16 protein-coding genes are annotated in these 15,284 nt (G+C 53.7%); 10 read left to right on the top strand and 6 right to left on the bottom strand.

Annotated features, from left to right (window positions below; all coding sequences use genetic code 11):
- Window positions 1-18: 18 nt before the first annotated feature.
- Complete coding sequence (locus FKW19_RS07330; RefSeq protein ID WP_089178891.1) at window positions 19-831, bottom strand: exodeoxyribonuclease III; 813 nt, start codon at window positions 829-831, stop codon at window positions 19-21.
- Window positions 832-936: 105 nt separating this feature from the next.
- Here FKW19_RS07330 and FKW19_RS07325 point away from each other — a divergent pair, with 105 nt between their 5' ends.
- The 6 genes from FKW19_RS07325 to FKW19_RS07300 all read left to right on the top strand — a co-directional run bounded on the left by FKW19_RS07325 (window position 937) and on the right by FKW19_RS07300 (window position 6,357).
- On the top strand, window positions 937-1,998 hold the full coding sequence (locus tag FKW19_RS07325) for a dipeptidase (protein ID WP_089178892.1): 1,062 nt from the start codon (window positions 937-939) through the stop codon (window positions 1,996-1,998).
- 257 nt (window positions 1,999-2,255) lie between these two features.
- Window positions 2,256-4,169: an excinuclease ABC subunit UvrC gene (gene uvrC / locus FKW19_RS07320; RefSeq protein ID WP_006115164.1), complete on the top strand. Its 1,914-nt coding sequence runs from the start codon at window positions 2,256-2,258 to the stop codon at window positions 4,167-4,169.
- Window positions 4,170-4,271: 102 nt separating this feature from the next.
- Complete coding sequence (gene pgsA / locus FKW19_RS07315) at window positions 4,272-4,841, top strand: CDP-diacylglycerol--glycerol-3-phosphate 3-phosphatidyltransferase (RefSeq protein WP_003623001.1); 570 nt, start codon at window positions 4,272-4,274, stop codon at window positions 4,839-4,841.
- Between the two features lie 185 nt (window positions 4,842-5,026).
- Window positions 5,027-5,554: a hypothetical protein gene (locus FKW19_RS07310; RefSeq protein WP_035351481.1), complete on the top strand. Its 528-nt coding sequence runs from the start codon at window positions 5,027-5,029 to the stop codon at window positions 5,552-5,554.
- A 63-nt stretch (window positions 5,555-5,617) separates the two neighbouring features.
- Entirely contained in the window at window positions 5,618-5,881 is a 264-nt protein-coding gene (gene moaD, locus FKW19_RS07305) for a molybdopterin converting factor subunit 1 (RefSeq protein ID WP_035351479.1), read from the top strand.
- 5 nt (window positions 5,882-5,886) lie between these two features.
- Entirely contained in the window at window positions 5,887-6,357 is a 471-nt protein-coding gene (locus tag FKW19_RS07300) for a molybdenum cofactor biosynthesis protein MoaE (protein ID WP_006115167.1), read from the top strand.
- Between the two features lie 12 nt (window positions 6,358-6,369).
- Here FKW19_RS07300 and FKW19_RS07295 read toward each other — a convergent pair whose 3' ends face one another.
- Window positions 6,370-7,668: an adenosylmethionine--8-amino-7-oxononanoate transaminase gene (locus FKW19_RS07295; RefSeq protein WP_089178893.1), complete on the bottom strand. Its 1,299-nt coding sequence runs from the start codon at window positions 7,666-7,668 to the stop codon at window positions 6,370-6,372.
- Window positions 7,669-7,710: 42 nt separating this feature from the next.
- On the opposite strand from FKW19_RS07295, the gene FKW19_RS07290 reads away from it, so the two are divergent.
- The 3 genes from FKW19_RS07290 to bioD are packed head-to-tail and all read left to right on the top strand — an operon-like array spanning window position 7,711 to window position 10,978.
- Window positions 7,711-8,892: an 8-amino-7-oxononanoate synthase gene (locus FKW19_RS07290; protein ID WP_089178894.1), complete on the top strand. Its 1,182-nt coding sequence runs from the start codon at window positions 7,711-7,713 to the stop codon at window positions 8,890-8,892.
- On the top strand, window positions 8,892-9,584 hold the full coding sequence (locus FKW19_RS07285; RefSeq protein WP_089178895.1) for an alpha/beta fold hydrolase: 693 nt from the start codon (window positions 8,892-8,894) through the stop codon (window positions 9,582-9,584). Before FKW19_RS07290 ends, FKW19_RS07285 begins: the two co-directional genes overlap by 1 nt.
- Window positions 9,581-10,978 (top strand): dethiobiotin synthase, encoded by a 1,398-nt coding sequence (gene bioD, locus FKW19_RS07280; RefSeq protein ID WP_089178896.1) that lies wholly within the window; start codon window positions 9,581-9,583, stop codon window positions 10,976-10,978. Before FKW19_RS07285 ends, bioD begins: the two co-directional genes overlap by 4 nt.
- Window positions 10,979-11,026: 48 nt before the next feature.
- Here the strand turns inward: bioD and lexA are convergent, their stop codons facing one another.
- A complete protein-coding gene (gene lexA, locus FKW19_RS07275; RefSeq protein ID WP_035351469.1) occupies window positions 11,027-11,677 on the bottom strand; it encodes a transcriptional repressor LexA in 651 nt (216 codons plus the stop codon).
- Between the two features lie 85 nt (window positions 11,678-11,762).
- A complete protein-coding gene (glp, locus tag FKW19_RS07270) occupies window positions 11,763-13,037 on the bottom strand; it encodes a gephyrin-like molybdotransferase Glp (protein WP_089178897.1) in 1,275 nt (424 codons plus the stop codon).
- A 69-nt stretch (window positions 13,038-13,106) separates the two neighbouring features.
- On the opposite strand from glp, the gene rpmG reads away from it, so the two are divergent.
- Complete coding sequence (gene rpmG / locus FKW19_RS07265) at window positions 13,107-13,274, top strand: 50S ribosomal protein L33 (RefSeq protein ID WP_003623017.1); 168 nt, start codon at window positions 13,107-13,109, stop codon at window positions 13,272-13,274.
- A 113-nt stretch (window positions 13,275-13,387) separates the two neighbouring features.
- Here the strand turns inward: rpmG and FKW19_RS07260 are convergent, their stop codons facing one another.
- A complete protein-coding gene (locus FKW19_RS07260) occupies window positions 13,388-13,717 on the bottom strand; it encodes a septum formation initiator family protein (RefSeq protein ID WP_006115173.1) in 330 nt (109 codons plus the stop codon).
- Window positions 13,718-13,887: 170 nt separating this feature from the next.
- Window positions 13,888-15,168 (bottom strand): phosphopyruvate hydratase, encoded by a 1,281-nt coding sequence (eno, locus tag FKW19_RS07255; protein WP_035351467.1) that lies wholly within the window; start codon window positions 15,166-15,168, stop codon window positions 13,888-13,890.
- Window positions 15,169-15,284: the final 116 nt, after the last annotated feature.

Below are 15,284 nucleotides of genomic sequence, written 5' to 3'. Positions count from 1 at the left end.
AGCGCCTCAAATCAGGCGTTAGTCCGAAAGGCTGAAATCCACCACAACGGGCACATGGTCGGAAGGGCCTTCCCAATCTCGTGCTTCACGCACAACCGTCATGCCATGCAGGTTGGGTAGGAGGTCAGGCGTCATCCATACGTGGTCCAAACGGCGGCCACGGTTAGATTTTTTCCAGTCCCGGTTACGGTAAGACCACCACGTATAAAGTTTTTCTTCCGGCGGGACAAAGTGGCGCATGGCATCCACAAAGCCGGTTTGTAGCCAGCGGTTAAGGCGTTCTGTTTCCGGCGGGGTGTGGCTGACAATTTTAAGAAGCTGCTTGTGGCTCCATACATCATGCTCAAGCGGCGCGATATTGAAGTCTCCCACCAATACCGTGCGGTTAAGGGGGCGAGACTGAAACCACTCTGTCACTTCTTCTACAAAAGCCAGTTTGTGGGCGAATTTTGGGTTGGTTTCTGGGTCTGGCTCATCCCCACCTGCGGGAATGTAAAAGTCGTGCAATTCCACTTCGCCTTCTGGCGTGCATACGGTTGCGGCTACGTGGCGGCAATCTTCCTTACCGTACCATATTGGGGTTTGCGTGACAGGCCTTAACGGGTGGCGAGAAAGAATGGCAACGCCGTTATAGCCTTTCATGCCCCGGTAATGCAGGTGCTTAAACCCCAGAGCCTTCACGCCGTCTTCGGGAAACAGAGGGTCTGGCACCTTGGTTTCCTGTAGGCACACAACATCTGGGGCGAGGTGCTGCACCAGCTTTTCAAGCAGAGGCAGGCGCAGGCGGAGGGAATTGATGTTCCATGTTACTAATCGCATGTGCGGTGGCATGACGGATTGCAGTTTGCAGGGCAAGCAAAAACAGGCGCATAACTAGGGCAGATGGAACCCGGCTGTTCCCTTGTAATTTCATGTAACAGGGCCATTTTCTAGATTATGACAACCCAATCTTCTTCCGTTTCTCCGGATGCAGTTGCGCTGCATCGCGCCTTGTTCACTCTGGATAGCCATATTGATATTCCGTGGCCCGATCGGAATGATGCGTTTGAGAATACGGCAGATAGACGGGTGGATCTGCCTAAAATGCAAAAGGGCGGCATGTCTGCCGGATGCTTTGTGGCGTACATTGCCCAAGCCGCCATAGATCGGGAAGGGCACGCACAGGCGCAAGCGCAGTGCTTGGCTATGCTGGATGCCATAGGCCGCATGCAGGGCACCCATAATGGTATAAGCGCACGTGTATGTTCCGCTGTGGCAGATATGCGCGCCGCGTTTGATGAAGGTGTGCTGGTTGTTGTTCCTGCTGTGGAAAATGGCTACGGCATGGGGGATGACTCCGCATTGCTCAAGCAGTTTCGGGCCAAGGGGGTGCGTTATGTTACGCTCACCCATAACGGACATAACGCGTTGGCAGATGCGGCTATTCATCGCCCCAGCCTTGGGGATGCACCACAGCGCCACAACGGCCTTTCTGCTCTTGGGCGTGAAGCAATTGCAGAAATGAACCGCCTTGGCATTGTGGTGGATGTTTCTCATTCCTCCAAGCAAACCATGCTTCAGGCGGTGCAGGTTTCAACCACGCCTATTGTGGCAAGTCATTCCTGTGTGCGCACGCTGTGCGATCATCCGCGCAATCTGGATGATGAGCAGTTGGATGCGCTCAAGGAAAGTGGTGGCGTTATCCAGATTACGGCCATGCCCGCGTTTTTGAAGACCAAGCCGGAGGAAGGTAAACGGCAAGGCTTTGTGGCTGATCTGGTGGATCATATTGATTACGTTGTGCGCAGGCTTGGGCCAGAGTACGTCGGTATTTCCTCAGATTTCGATGGCGGTGGCGCGTTGGAAGACTGGCAGAACGCCACGCAGGGCGTGAACATAACTGCCGAGTTGATGCGCCGAGGTTATGACAAAAGTGAAATTGCGGCTTTCTGGGGTGAAAACTTCCTGCGCGTGTTGGAAAAGGCAGAACAGGCGGCAGAACAAAGCAGGATTGTATGAGAACAAAAAACTGCAAAAATTGTCCACTTCCTGTCTTGACATCGCGTATTTTCAACAAAAAGTTCAAAAATCATAGGGTGTCAAAAAACCGCAACACATTAAATCTTTTGAAATCAGTGAGTTGGCGGGAATGACCAAAAACTGTGCAATCTGTTGAAAGGGCTGACTTTCTGCGGTTTATGATGAGTCAGCCCCAGCTGTTCCACAGAGTTATCCACAAAAACGGTGGATGAAATTTCCCTTTCGACCAAGAGCGTATGATGACAGCTGATTCTTCCCCTTCAGATACCCTGCCTGTGGCGCAGGAACAAGCAGCCCCTGCTGTAAAGGGGGTAGAGGCCATTCGGCATGCACTTAAAACCATGCCGCTTTCACCCGGCGTGTATCGTATGCTCGGCGCTAAGGGGGAAGTGTTGTACGTTGGCAAGGCGTTGGCGCTTAAAAAGCGGGTAACGTCTTACACCCACATTAACCGCTTGCCCGAACGGCTACGGCGCATGGTTTCCGAAACGGTAGCAATGGAAATTGTTACCACCCATACGGAAGCCGAAGCACTGTTGCTGGAGGCCAACTACATCAAGCGCATGAAGCCGCGCTTCAACATTCTGCTGCGGGATGACAAAAGCTATCCGTGGCTGATGCTGACAGATGCGCATGCGTTTCCGCAAATTGCCAAACACCGTGGCAAGGCCATTAAAGGGGCCAGCCTATGGGGGCCGTTTGCTTCGGCTTGGGCGGTTAATCAGACCCTTAATCTGATCCAGCGCGTTTTTCTGCTACGCTCCTGCACGGATGCGGTTTTTAACGCACGCACCCGGCCGTGCCTGCTTTATCAAATCAAACGTTGCTCTGGCCCGTGTGTGGATCGAATAGATCAGGAAGCTTACGGCAAATTGGTGGAACAGGCGCGAGAGTTCCTTTCTGGCAAGGATACGGCGCTGCGTGAAACCTTGGGGCAGGAAATGAATGCGGCAGCAGAAGCGCTGGATTTTGAGCGTGCTGCTGTATTGCGCGATCGTATTCGTGCGTTGGCGCAAATGCAGGAATCCAGCGTAATCAACCCCGCATCTCTTCAGGATGCAGATGTGCTGGCCCTGTGGCAGGAGGCCGGACACGCCTGTATTCAGGTCTTTTTCATTCGCGGTGGGCGTAATAATGGCAGCCGCTCATTCTTTCCCGCCCATACGCAGGATGCCTCACCCGCAGATGTGCTTTCTGCCTTTATCGCGCAGTTTTACGATGACAAACCCTGTCCAGCACAGATTTTGGTCAATTATGAACTCCCGGAATCTTTGCTGCTGACAGAGGCACTCTCTCTTCGGCGGGGGCGCAAGGTGGAAATTCTTGCGCCGCAAAGGGGCGAGAAAAAGCAGGTGCTTGACCATGCCGTGAGCAACGCGCGGGATGCACTAAGCCGCAAGCTGGCGGAAACCGCAGGGCAGGCCAAGTTGCTACAAGGCGTGGCAGATGTTCTGGGGCTGGATGCGCCGCCAGAACGCATAGAAGTGTACGATAACAGCCATATTCAGGGCTCGCACGCCTATGGTGTTATGATTGTGGGCGGGCCGGAGGGCTTTAACCGCAAGGCGTATCGCAAGTTCAAAATCAAAGGTCCTGTCACGCCGGGGGATGATTTTGGCATGATGCGCGAAGTGCTGGAACGCCGCTTTGGCCGCGCTTTGAAAGAGGCAGAAGAGGGCGATACCTCTAACTGGCCAGATGTTCTGCTGATTGATGGTGGGGCAGGGCAATATTCTGCCGTGCGCAGTGTGCTGGATGATCTGGGCGTAACGGGTGTAAAACTTGTAGGTATTGCCAAAGGGCCGGACCGCGATGCTGGGAAGGAGTGGTTCTATACGGAGGATAAGGAACCCTTCCAGCTCGATCTGAGAGACCCCGTACTGTACTATTTGCAACGGCTGCGCGATGAGGCCCACCGTTTTGCCATTACCACCCATAGGTCTGGTAGATCCAAAACACTGGTGAAGTCCGAACTGGATGATGTGCCCGGTATTGGGCCTGCACGTAAAAAGCTGTTGTTAAACACATTTGGTTCAGCGCGCGCCATCAAGCAGGCTGGTTTGGCAGAACTGGAAGCCGCTCATGGTATCAGCCGGGAAACAGCGCGCGCCATTTACGGCCATTTTCACCCGGATTGGACACCGGGATAAATATGGGCATATGAGCATTGCAGAAGAATTCTGGGTATCTGACACCTTTGCGATGGCATAAGCCATTCCAGCAGTGCAGGAAATAGGTTACTATATCTCGCAATGCTGACAGATCTGCCGAATGTCCTGACAATCTCGCGTATTGTAGCCATACCCATTGTGGTCACTCTGGCTGCATGGGGGAGCCCGCGCACAGATGCCTTGGCGTGTCTGCTGTTTATTCTAGCGGGAATAACCGATTATTTTGATGGTAAGCTGGCACGTTCACGCCATCAGATGTCAGATTTCGGGCGTATGTTTGATTCCATTGCAGATAAGCTTCTGGTTGGGGCTTGTTTAATGGTTCTGGCTGGTTTTGCACGCCTGCCTTATCAGGGTTTATGGCCTGCCATTATTATTCTGTGCCGTGAAATTCTGGTGTCCGGCATGCGGGAATATCTGGCGGAACGCCGCGCACGCTTGCCTGTAACCCGTTTGGCAAAGTGGAAAACCGGCTTCCAGATGACAGCTATTGGTTTTTTGCTGGCGGGGGATGGCACAGGCGCTTTATTGGGTATGCCGTGGCTGCCAGTTGCGCTTATTGGTGCTGTATTACTTTGGATTTCTGCGGTGCTTACATTGATAACCGGCTGGGATTATTTAACAACCGGCCTACGTCATGTTGAAATGTAAAAAACTTTGTTACTATTTTAGTAATACGTTGCATCTATTCCAGAAAAATAACTTCATTTTGCTGCATCGCCTTGTGTCTGGTGGATAAACCGTTATTTAGCATGAGGTGCGGTTCTAAAAGGCCGCAATCGCAGGCAGGGAATGATTCGCCTGCTGTTGAAAGATGATGATTGCGGAGTCAGGGCATGCGGAAAGCCGCTCTTCTAGGTTTATGTATGATCGTGAGCGGATGTGCAGGCTTTGACAAGTTTGTCTCGGATACAGCAACGCTTCCGGGTGAAAACCCCAATGCAGCCACCGGGGATGATTTAAACATGCGGCGGATCAGGGGGCAGTCTGCTGTAGATGTCCCCATCCTGCCAGAAGGCGGTAATATGTGGCCCGGCCCACCAACGCCGCTGCCTACGCTGGAAGATGTTGAAAAAGACCGTGCTGGCACCGTGTTGGGCGGAGACTCTGCCGCAGGCCCGCAGCTTCCTGATGGCGAGGAAATGAGTATTGGCGAAAAAGAAGATATTCGCCACGGTGTTATTGGGGGAGGCACGGCAGGTAAACTGCCAGATGCAGAACCAGATGTTTCCAGCAAATACGGGGCGCATCGTGGTAATGGGGCCCCCATTGAAATCCCAAATGATGATGGTACCATTACCTTGATCCAGCCAGATGGATCCGTTAGCACCATCAAAGATAACCGTTCTACCGTACATCATTAACCGCTACGCTGTTGAAGCGTGGCAGATGAAACGGCTGAAAACTCAAACCGCAGTAGGCAGGCCATGACAGGCTCAGTAAATATTCTTTATTTTGCCGCCCTGCGTGAGCAACTGGGGCGCGAAGGCCAGCAGGTTACTCTGCCATCCAATAGTGTGCCTGTAGCGGCTTTGGTGCAGGAACTGCGCCTGCACGATGCTAAGCTGGATGAGGTGTTTGCAGCGACGCCTCGCATCCGTGTGGCCATCAACCAAAAGCTGGGCGGGTTTGATACCTGCGTGCAGCCGGGTGATGAGCTGGCGTTTTTCCCCCCCATGACGGGCGGCTGATACTTATGTCTGTCCGTGTTCTGGTGCAGCAGGCAGCTTTTGACATAGGGGCTGAAACCTTGCGCCTTTCCAACCTTTCCGAACACATTGGCGGTATGGGCCTGTTTGTAGGGCAGGTGCGTGGTGGAGATGGCTTGCTGAGCCTGACACTGGAACATTATCCGGGCATGACGGAAACTATTCTCAACCAACTTGCGCAGGAGGCCATGCAGCGCTTTAGCCTGCTTGGGTGCACCCTTATACACAGGGTTGGTCGGTTAGAAGTGGGCGAACCCATTGTGCTGGTTGGGGCGGCTGCGGCCCATCGGGGTGCTGCGCTTTCGGCCACATCGTTCTTGATTGATCGGCTTAAAACCGGCGCGCCGTTTTGGAAAAAAGAAGAATTTGCCAATGGCCATACCGCATGGGTGGATGCGCGGGAAGAAGATGAACATGCTGCGGCGGCATGGACGCGCACAGCACCTTCATCTTCCTGACCTTACGATTTTTCAGGACAATACTTTATAAATAGCATTGGTAAGTTTGCGTAAATCCTGTTTTTCAATGGTAAAAGCAGGTGTTAGGTAAACAATATTGCGGAAAGGGCGTATCCACACGCCTTCAGCAATAAAACGTTGGCGCAATGCATCCGGGTTGCTGATTTTTTCTAGTTCTACAACACCAATAGCCCCAAGTGTGCGCACATCCTTTACGCCGGGCAGCGTGCGGCAGGGTTCTAGCGCCTCAGTGAGAAACGCGTTGATAGCTTGGACTTGCTGAAGGCGTGGCGCGGTTTCAAAAAGATCAAGCGAGGCATTGGCACAGGCGCAAGCCAGTGGGTTGGCCATAAAGGTGGGGCCGTGCATTAACGCATGTTCGGGGTTATCAGAAAGGAAAGCCTCAAACACATGTTGGCGTGCTACTGTGGCGGCAAGGGCCATGGTGCCCCCGGTAAGCGCTTTTGAAAGCGTAATAATATCGGGCACAATACCAGCCTGTTCACAGGCAAACATGGTGCCTGTTCGGCCAAAGCCGGTGAAGATTTCATCTAAAATCAGCAGAACATCATGGTCATCCGCAGCTTTGCGTAAGGTGCGCAGTGTTTGTGGAGAATGAAACAACATACCGCCAGCACCTTGCACCAAAGGCTCGGTGATAATGGCGGTCAGTTCGTGCGCGTGCTTTGCCAACAGATTCATAAAAACGGCCGTGCTGGCCGCATCTACTGGCAGGGGAGAGATGACGTGCTCCATCAGGGCAGAGCCATAGAGATGGTGCATACCCTCTTCCGGATCGCAAACAGACATGGTGGCCAGTGTGTCTCCATGATAGCCGCCACGGAACGCCAGCATTTTGGTGCGTTTGGTTTGCCCTTTGTTCAAACGGTACTGAATAGCCATTTTCATGGCGACTTCTACAGAAACCGAACCTGAATCCGTAAAGAACACCCGCTCTAGGTCTCCCGGTAGCATGGCGCATAATCTGCTCGCCAAGCGTAAGGCAGGTTCATGCACCATGCCGCCAAACATTACATGAGGCATGGTTTCCATTTGCCGGCAGACGGCTTGGTGAATATGCGGGTGATTATAGCCGTGGCAGGCTGTCCACCATGCCGCCACGCCATCCACCAGTTCCCGACCATCTGTCAGGGTAATGCGCGTGTTATGCGTGCTTGCGGCGGCAAGAGGCGCAGGGGCTGTTTTCATCTGGCTATAAGGCAGCCAGATATGGGGCAGGCCCTGCGTGTACCATTCCGGCATGGAAGATAAAGATGAGCCGGAAGCTTCTGTCATGGAATGTTTCCCCATAGATGATTGACCCGCCCTTCAGGCTGCGGCACCACATGTTACATGACGCGGTTTGATAATCTTTTCCAGAAGGGGCTGGCGGATCTGTCTGCTCAGGGGCGTTTGCGCACCTGTCAGCAATGGCAATATGCGGGTGGTGCGCTGCTCAAGCGTTCAGATGGCGTTGTGGTCATAGATTTTTCGTCCAACGATTATCTGGGCCTGCGCATGCACCCTTTGTTGCGTGAGCGCGCATCCGCTTGGGCACAGGCAGAAGGCAGCGGCAGTGGTGCTTCCCGGTTGGTAACGGGTACATCCTCCCAGGCTTGTGTGCTGGAAAAGCGCGTGGCGCGGCTAAAGCATATGCAGGCGGCACGTTTGTTTTCTTCTGGCTGGCAGGCCAATGCCTCGCTGGTGCCAGCTTTGGCGCGGCTTTCTGCGCAGGTATGTGGTGCTCCCGCCGTTATTCTGGCGGATAAGCTTATTCATGCCAGCCTGTATCATGGTTGTGCAGCAGCAGGTGTCCGCCCGATTCGGTTCCGCCATAATGATGTGGCGCACCTTGAAAGCCAACTTCAGAAAATCGAAGGGGCAGGCCTACGCATTGTGCTGACAGAAAGCGTGTTCAGCATGGATGGTGATGTGGCGGATATTGCCGCGTTGCATGAGGTGGCCCAAAGATACGATGCGCTACTGTGCGTAGATGAAGCCCACGCAACCGGCATACTGGGGCCAGAAGGTGCCGGGCTGGCAAACGGGCTGGCAGATGTGGTGGTTGGCACATTTAGCAAGGCCTTAGGCAGTATGGGCGCGTTTATTGCAGCATCTGAAGGCTTATGCAGATGGTTGGATAACGCAGCTTCCGGTTTTATTTATTCCACCGCGCCGTCTCCTTTGGTGTTGGGGGCCGTTGATGCAGCGCTTGATCTGCTGCCGCAAATGGATACCCACCGCGCTCATGTTGGCGCACTTGCCGCCAGCTTTCGCCAGAAAATGCACGATGCCGGGCAGGATACCGGGCCATCAAGCACCCAGATTGTACCCATTCTGGTAGGGCAGGAGGCACAAGCACGCACTCTGGCCCAGAAAATGGCAGAGGCGGGTTTTCTTGCTGTGGCTATTCGCCCGCCTACTGTGCCACCGGGGAGCTGCCGTTTGCGGGTGGTTTTTCATGCCAACCATACATGGGCGCAAATGGAGGCTTTGGCTGATACGTTTATCCGCGCCAGCAAAGGCATGGCATAATGGCGCGGCTTTTACCCGTGTTTGTGCATGGCTGGGGGTTTGGGCCGGAATTCTGGCAACCTGTGCTTATGCAACTGAATTGGCCAGATGCCGTAACGCTGGATCTGGGTTTTTTGAAACCACAAACCACTGGCGCAGAAAAAACGGTTACGTTGGATGATCTGCGCCAAAGTCAGCACCCCATATTGGGAATTGGCCATTCCCTTGGGTTCATGTGGCTGATGCTGCAACGCAGGCAGGGCGTTTGGCCAGCCGAAAGCAGGTTTGCAGGTATCAACACGTTTGCCTGTTTTGCCAGCCGAGAAGATTTTCCTGAAGGTGTGGCACCGCGTATTGTGCAACGCATGATACGTGGCTTGGGGCGCGAACCTGCTGCTGTGGTGAATGACTTTCGCCAGCGTTGTGGGGCATCTTCCGTTTTGGCGGCACGCTGCCAGCCAGAAGCACTGGCATATGGGTTGGATATTCTGCGCACGGAAGATGTACGGGCAGATTTACCATTAAACCCATTAAATGTATTGGCGGGGCGGCAGGATGAAATTGCTTCCCCCAGTATGACCGAGGTTTCTTTTCGGGCTTCGGTCCATATAAAATGGGTAGAAAATGGTGGCCATTTGCTTCCTCAAACGCACCCGGTTGAGTGTGCTCGGTTTTTGGAAATGCTGCGCAACAGGATGGAACAACAACCATGAAAACACCCACCCGCGCCGCGCGTATTTGTAAAAGTTTTGATGCTGCGGAAAAGTATGATCAAGCTGCCACGGTTCAGCGTGTGGCGGCGCGTGAATTGTTCCAGCGCATACAAACCAGCATGGCGGGCAAAAGTCCCCTGCGTATTTTGGAAATTGGTTGTGGCACAGGATTGCTGACAGAGCATCTGCATGCTTGCTGGCCAGAAGCAGAAATTCTGGCCACAGATTTTGCCCCGAATATGCTGGCGCGGGCTAAAATGCGGCTAGGAGAAGCTGTTTCCTACCATCAGATGGACGCAGCCGCGCCGGATGTTTCTGGCCCGTTTGATGTGATTTGTGGCAACCTGATTATGCAATGGCTGCCTGAACCAGAAAAGGTTTTGCGCAACCTTGCAGGGCTTTTGGCTCCGGATGGTGTGTTTGCGGTTTCAACATTATTGGACGGTACATTTGCTGAATGGCAGCAGGCTTGCCAGCAGGAAGGGCGGCAGGCGGCAACCCCGGTTTATCCAGAATTGGCCGATGCACAAAGTTGGCGACCGGCCGCGTTTTCTGGCGGTTGGGCTGAGCAGGATATTGTGCAGGCTTTTGCAGATGGGATGGATTTTGTAAGGCATCTGAAAGCAACAGGTGCATCTACCCCACGTGAAGGGGCCGTACCATTATCCGTAGTTCAGTTGCGCCGTGTTGCCTTGCGGTTTCAGCAGGCAGGGTGCACCGTTACGTGGCGGGTTGGGTATGCCTGTTTTCGCAAACCGCCACGTAAGGGTGTGTTTGTAACGGGCACGGATACCGGCATAGGCAAAACCCTTGTGTCTGCTTGTTTGGTGCAGCGTTGGCAGGGCGCTTATTGGAAGCCCCTGCAAAGCGGTTTGGCGGATGAAGAAGGGGATACCCCTACGGTTAAGCATCTTGCGGGGGATGCGCCTTGTTTCAAACCCGCAGGGGCTTTTCTTGCATCACTTTCCCCCGATGCTGCTGCACGTGCGGAAGGCGTGCAGATTGATCCGGCCCAACTGGTGCTGCCTCAAGGTGAAGCAGACAAACCATTGGTTGTAGAAGGCGCAGGTGGCCTGATGGTGCCTGCAACGCCAGAGCTGATGATGATTGATCTGGCACAGCGTTGGGGCTTGCCCGTCGTGCTAGTAGCGCGTAGCGGGCTAGGCACTCTCAATCATACTTTGTTGAGTTTGGAAGCCTTACGCACACGGCAGATTGCCGTGGCCGGTGTAGTGTTAAGCGGCCCGCTTAATGCAGAAAACCGTGAGACCATAGAGCAAAAAGGTAAGGTACGTATTTTGGCAGAAGTACCATTTTGTGCGGAAATTACGCCTGCTGTGGTTTCCGAACTGGCAAAGCTTTTTCCGCAATGGGATGATATCTGCTCGGAATAGAAAAGCAGATGCCTACGGGGGAAGTTTTTTACCACGCAGGCACTTTGCTTAATACTGCCTGATAAGCCCAGCCAAGCAGCCCTGAATACGCAGTTTTTCAGCCGGAACAATACGGGTTTCGTAACTGGAATTGGCAGGTTCCAGCGCAATCATGTTGCCCTTGCGGCGCAGACGTTTGAGCGTCACTTCGTGCTCATCAATCAACGCCACCACAATCTGCCCGTTTTCGGCTTGATCCGTGCGGCGGATAATTACGTTGTCACCATCCAGAATGCCAGCATCCACCATGGAATCTCCAGCTACTTCCAACGCGTAATAATCTCCCGTACCCAGCATTTCTGTTGGAACAGTGAGAACGTGGGAGGTATCTGGCACGGCTTCTATGGGCAGGCCTGCTGCAATGCGCCCATAAAGCGGAATTCTTACGGTTTCAGCCTTAGGCCGGGTAAAGCTGGCACGCACCACATTGGGTGGCAATTCTTGCATTTCTGGCAGTTGAATAACTTCCAAAGCCCGTGCCCGATGGTGGTGACGGCGCAAAAAACCGCGTTCTTCCAGCCCGGAAATCAGCCGATGAATACCAGATTTGGAGCGCAGGCCCATGGCTTCACGCATTTCATCAAAGGAAGGCGAAAAACCTGTCTGTTTGAGGTGCGAATCAATAAAAAGCAGAAGTTTGTGCTGTTTGCGCGTTAGCATATCGCACCTCAAAAGCGGCTGTCGTAATGAAAAGAAAATCTTAGCCTTGTTCTATATAAGTTCTCTTTTTATGTCAAGGGAGAGATCAGGGCAGGCGGATAATCTGGCAGGGCATGCCTGCTTTTTGTGCTGGCGCAAAGGGAGCACGAATGACCAGAGCCTGGCTTTGCTTGAGAATATTCAGCTGGGCTGAATCCTGCCGGGAAAAAGGTGTGGCCACAGGTACAGCGCCTTGTGGGGAGGGCGCAAGTGTTGCGCGTAAAAAATCCTGCCTGGTATCGTTTTCTTTTACATCACAGCCCAGAATGGCGGGTTCTGTTTGCAGTTCGGTGCCAACGGGTAGGCCCATAAGGGCGTGCAGGGCAGGGGTTACAAACACGATGGAACACACCATGGCAGCCACTGGGTTACCGGGCAGACCAATAACGGGTGTGTTGCCGAGCTGGCCAAACATCAACGGTTTGCCCGGGCGCATGGCAATTTTCCAGAAATCCTGCTGCAACCCAATTTCAGCCAGCGCAGGGCGGACAAGATCGTAATCTCCCACGCTTGCACCACCAATGCTTACCAGCATGTCCAGCGTGGCCGCTTGGCGGAACTGGGTTGTCAGGCTTTCCATATTGTCTCGTGCAATGGGGAGCATAATTGTTTCTGCGCCCTGTTGTTGCAGAAGCGCTGCCACCATGAAGGAGGCGGAATTAAAAATGCCATCCGCAGGGGCTGGGTCTCCGGGCAGGATAATTTCATCACCCGTGGCCAAAATACCCACGCGCGGGCGGCGTGAAACCGTAAGCCAGACATGCCCACCCGCAGCCGCCAGCCCGATATCACGCGGGCCGAGTCTGCGCCCTGCTGGCAATAACGTGTCATTTTTCTGAAAATCCTGCCCCTGCTGGCGAATATACTGCCCTTGGCGCGCCGGAGCAGCCAGCTTGGCGTGGTCACCTTCACGCTGCACGTTTTCTTGAATGATAACGGTATCTGCGCCAGCGGGAATTTGCGCGCCGGTAAATAAGCGCACACATTCTCCTTTCTGCACGGTAACGGCGGATGGGTGGCCAGCGGGCACTTCGTCCACAATGTGCAAAACTGCGCCTTCCAGCGCATCTTCCGCTTTGGCTGCGTATCCATCCATTGCGGAAACAGAAACCGGTGGGTTGGCAGTGCGGGCATGCACCGGCTGGGCCAGCACCCGGCCACAGGCGTGTGAAAGCGGCACAATTTCCTGCCCGCATGTTTTTAGGTTTTCAAGAATTCGGGCGCGCGCAACAGCCACATCCAGCATAAAAATTCCTCCTTTTTGGGCCTGTTGCACCGCTTTGATGCAAGAATACTTGACCTTTTGCACTTGTATGCGCATTTTGCCGGCACTTGAACACCGTCGGTGCCGTTTATGCGGCTCCGTACATCATGCTCTGCTGAGGAAGTCATGGCCAAGACCAACGTTATCAAGATCCGTCTCGTCTCCACGGCGGACACCGGTTACTTCTACGTGACCAAGAAAAATGCTCGTGCACACACCGGCAAAATGGAACTCAAGAAGTACGATCCGGTTGCGCGTAAGCACGTCGTGTTCCGCGAAGCTAAAATCAAATAATCTGCATTCTTCGGAATGTGGATACGAAAAACGGCGCCCGAGAGCGCCGTTTTTTTTATGCCTGATTGTGCCAGAAAAATGCGGTATCCAGCACAGATATTAGGGGAAGGCGCTTAAAACAGCGGGTCTCGCCTATCGTAAGGCACAACAATATCGTTACGGTCTGCCATGTTCAGCATGGCGCGGGCGCGTTCATCCAGAATATCTGTATCCAGAGATTGCTCACGCAAGCCATTTACGCGGCGGTGCCATGCAGCTTGCTCAGCAATAGCATCCTGTTTGGATTGCTTGGCTTGTTCCAGCAGACCTAATTGCTGCTTATAGGCCTGAATACCATGATCGCCCTGCGTTGCGTTCCAGCCAAAATAGCCCGCAATGCCAAGAAAAACCAAAGGGGGCACAACCGCCCGCACTGTGCGACGAATGAAACGACCGATCTGCACTCTGGCGCTGCCTTTTTTCTGGTTCTGTGCAGCTTAGCCTGCACCTCTGGGTCTTCCTTTCTGTCTAAACCATGAAGTGTGGCAGCGCCAAGGCATGAGGGCATGAAAAAAGCCACCTCCGGGTGGGGAGGCAGCTTTTTTGCAATCTGTTGCGCCAAAAGCGCTGTAGCTTATGCGTTTTTCAAAATGGTGCGGCCTGCATAGCGTGCAGCAGTTGCCAGTTCCTGCTCAATACGAATGAGCTGGTTGTATTTGGCTGTCCGATCAGAACGGGAAAGAGAGCCGGTTTTGATCTGTCCACAATTTGTAGCCACAGCCAGATCCGCAATGGTGGAATCTTCCGTTTCACCAGAACGATGGCTCATAACCGCAGTGTAACCAGCGCGCTGGGCCATTTGCACGGCTTCAAGCGTTTCCGTAAGCGTACCAATCTGGTTAACCTTCACCAGTAGGGAGTTGGCAACACCAGCCTGAATGCCACGGCGCAGGCGTTCTGGGTTGGTTACAAACAGATCATCCCCAACCAGTTGGACTTTTTTGCCCAGTTCCTGCGTGAGTAGGGCCCAGCCTTCCCAGTCATCTTCTGCCATGCCGTCTTCGATGGAAACAATCGGGTAACGGCTCACAAGGTCAGACAGGTAGGACACCATGCCAGCGGAATCGAATTCCTTGCCTTCGCCTTTCAGGTTGTATTTGCCGTTTTTAAAAAATTCGGTGCTTGCGCAGTCCAACGCAAAGGTTACGTCCTCACCGGGGCGGTAGCCTGCGGCTTCTACGGCGCGGGTGATAAAGCCCAGTGCTTCATCGGCAGATTTAAGGGCAGGCGCAAAGCCGCCTTCATCCCCAACATTGGTGTTGTAACCAGCAGCGCTCAGGGCTTTTTTGAGCTGGGCAAAAATTTCCGAACCCCAGCGGATGGCATCGGCCACAGTAGGCGCACCCACCGGCTGCACCATGAATTCCTGAATATCAATGGGGTTATCTGCATGCTCCCCACCGTTGACAATGTTCATCATCGGCACGGGCAGAACATGGGCAAACACGCCACCAATGTAGCGGTACAGCGGAACATGCAGTTCGGCTGCCGTGGCTTTGGCAATGGCAAGAGATACACCCAGAATGGCGTTCGCACCCATACGGCTTTTATTGGGTGTGCCATCCAGATCAATCATGGCGTTGTCGATATCAATCTGATCTGCCGATTCGGCACCCTGTAGCGTGGGCAGGATTTCGTTTTCAATGTTCTCAACAGCCTTGAGAACACCCTTGCCACCAAACCGCTTGGGGTCACCATCACGCAGTTCTACGGCTTCATGCGCACCGGTTGAGGCACCAGAAGGAACAGCCGCACGCCCTCTGGCGCCGGATGCCAGCTCCACATCTACTTCAACCGTTGGGTTGCCGCGGCTGTCCAGAATTTCACGTGCGATAATGTCAACAATGGCACTCATTGGTGTTTCCGTTCCTTTATTGTCTGGCCTCTGGCGGGCAGAAGCCGGTGTTCTTTTTTTTGGTTCCGGGCGGAACACGGTGGGCAGGGTAAATCTGCCTACGGTTGCTAGTGGCC

It is taken from the genome of Acetobacter sp. DmW_125128, assembly GCF_008704325.1.
In the GTDB taxonomy this organism is placed as follows: Bacteria; Pseudomonadota; Alphaproteobacteria; order Acetobacterales; family Acetobacteraceae; genus Acetobacter; species Acetobacter oryzifermentans.
This window is presented reverse-complemented; position numbering and strand designations above follow the sequence as displayed.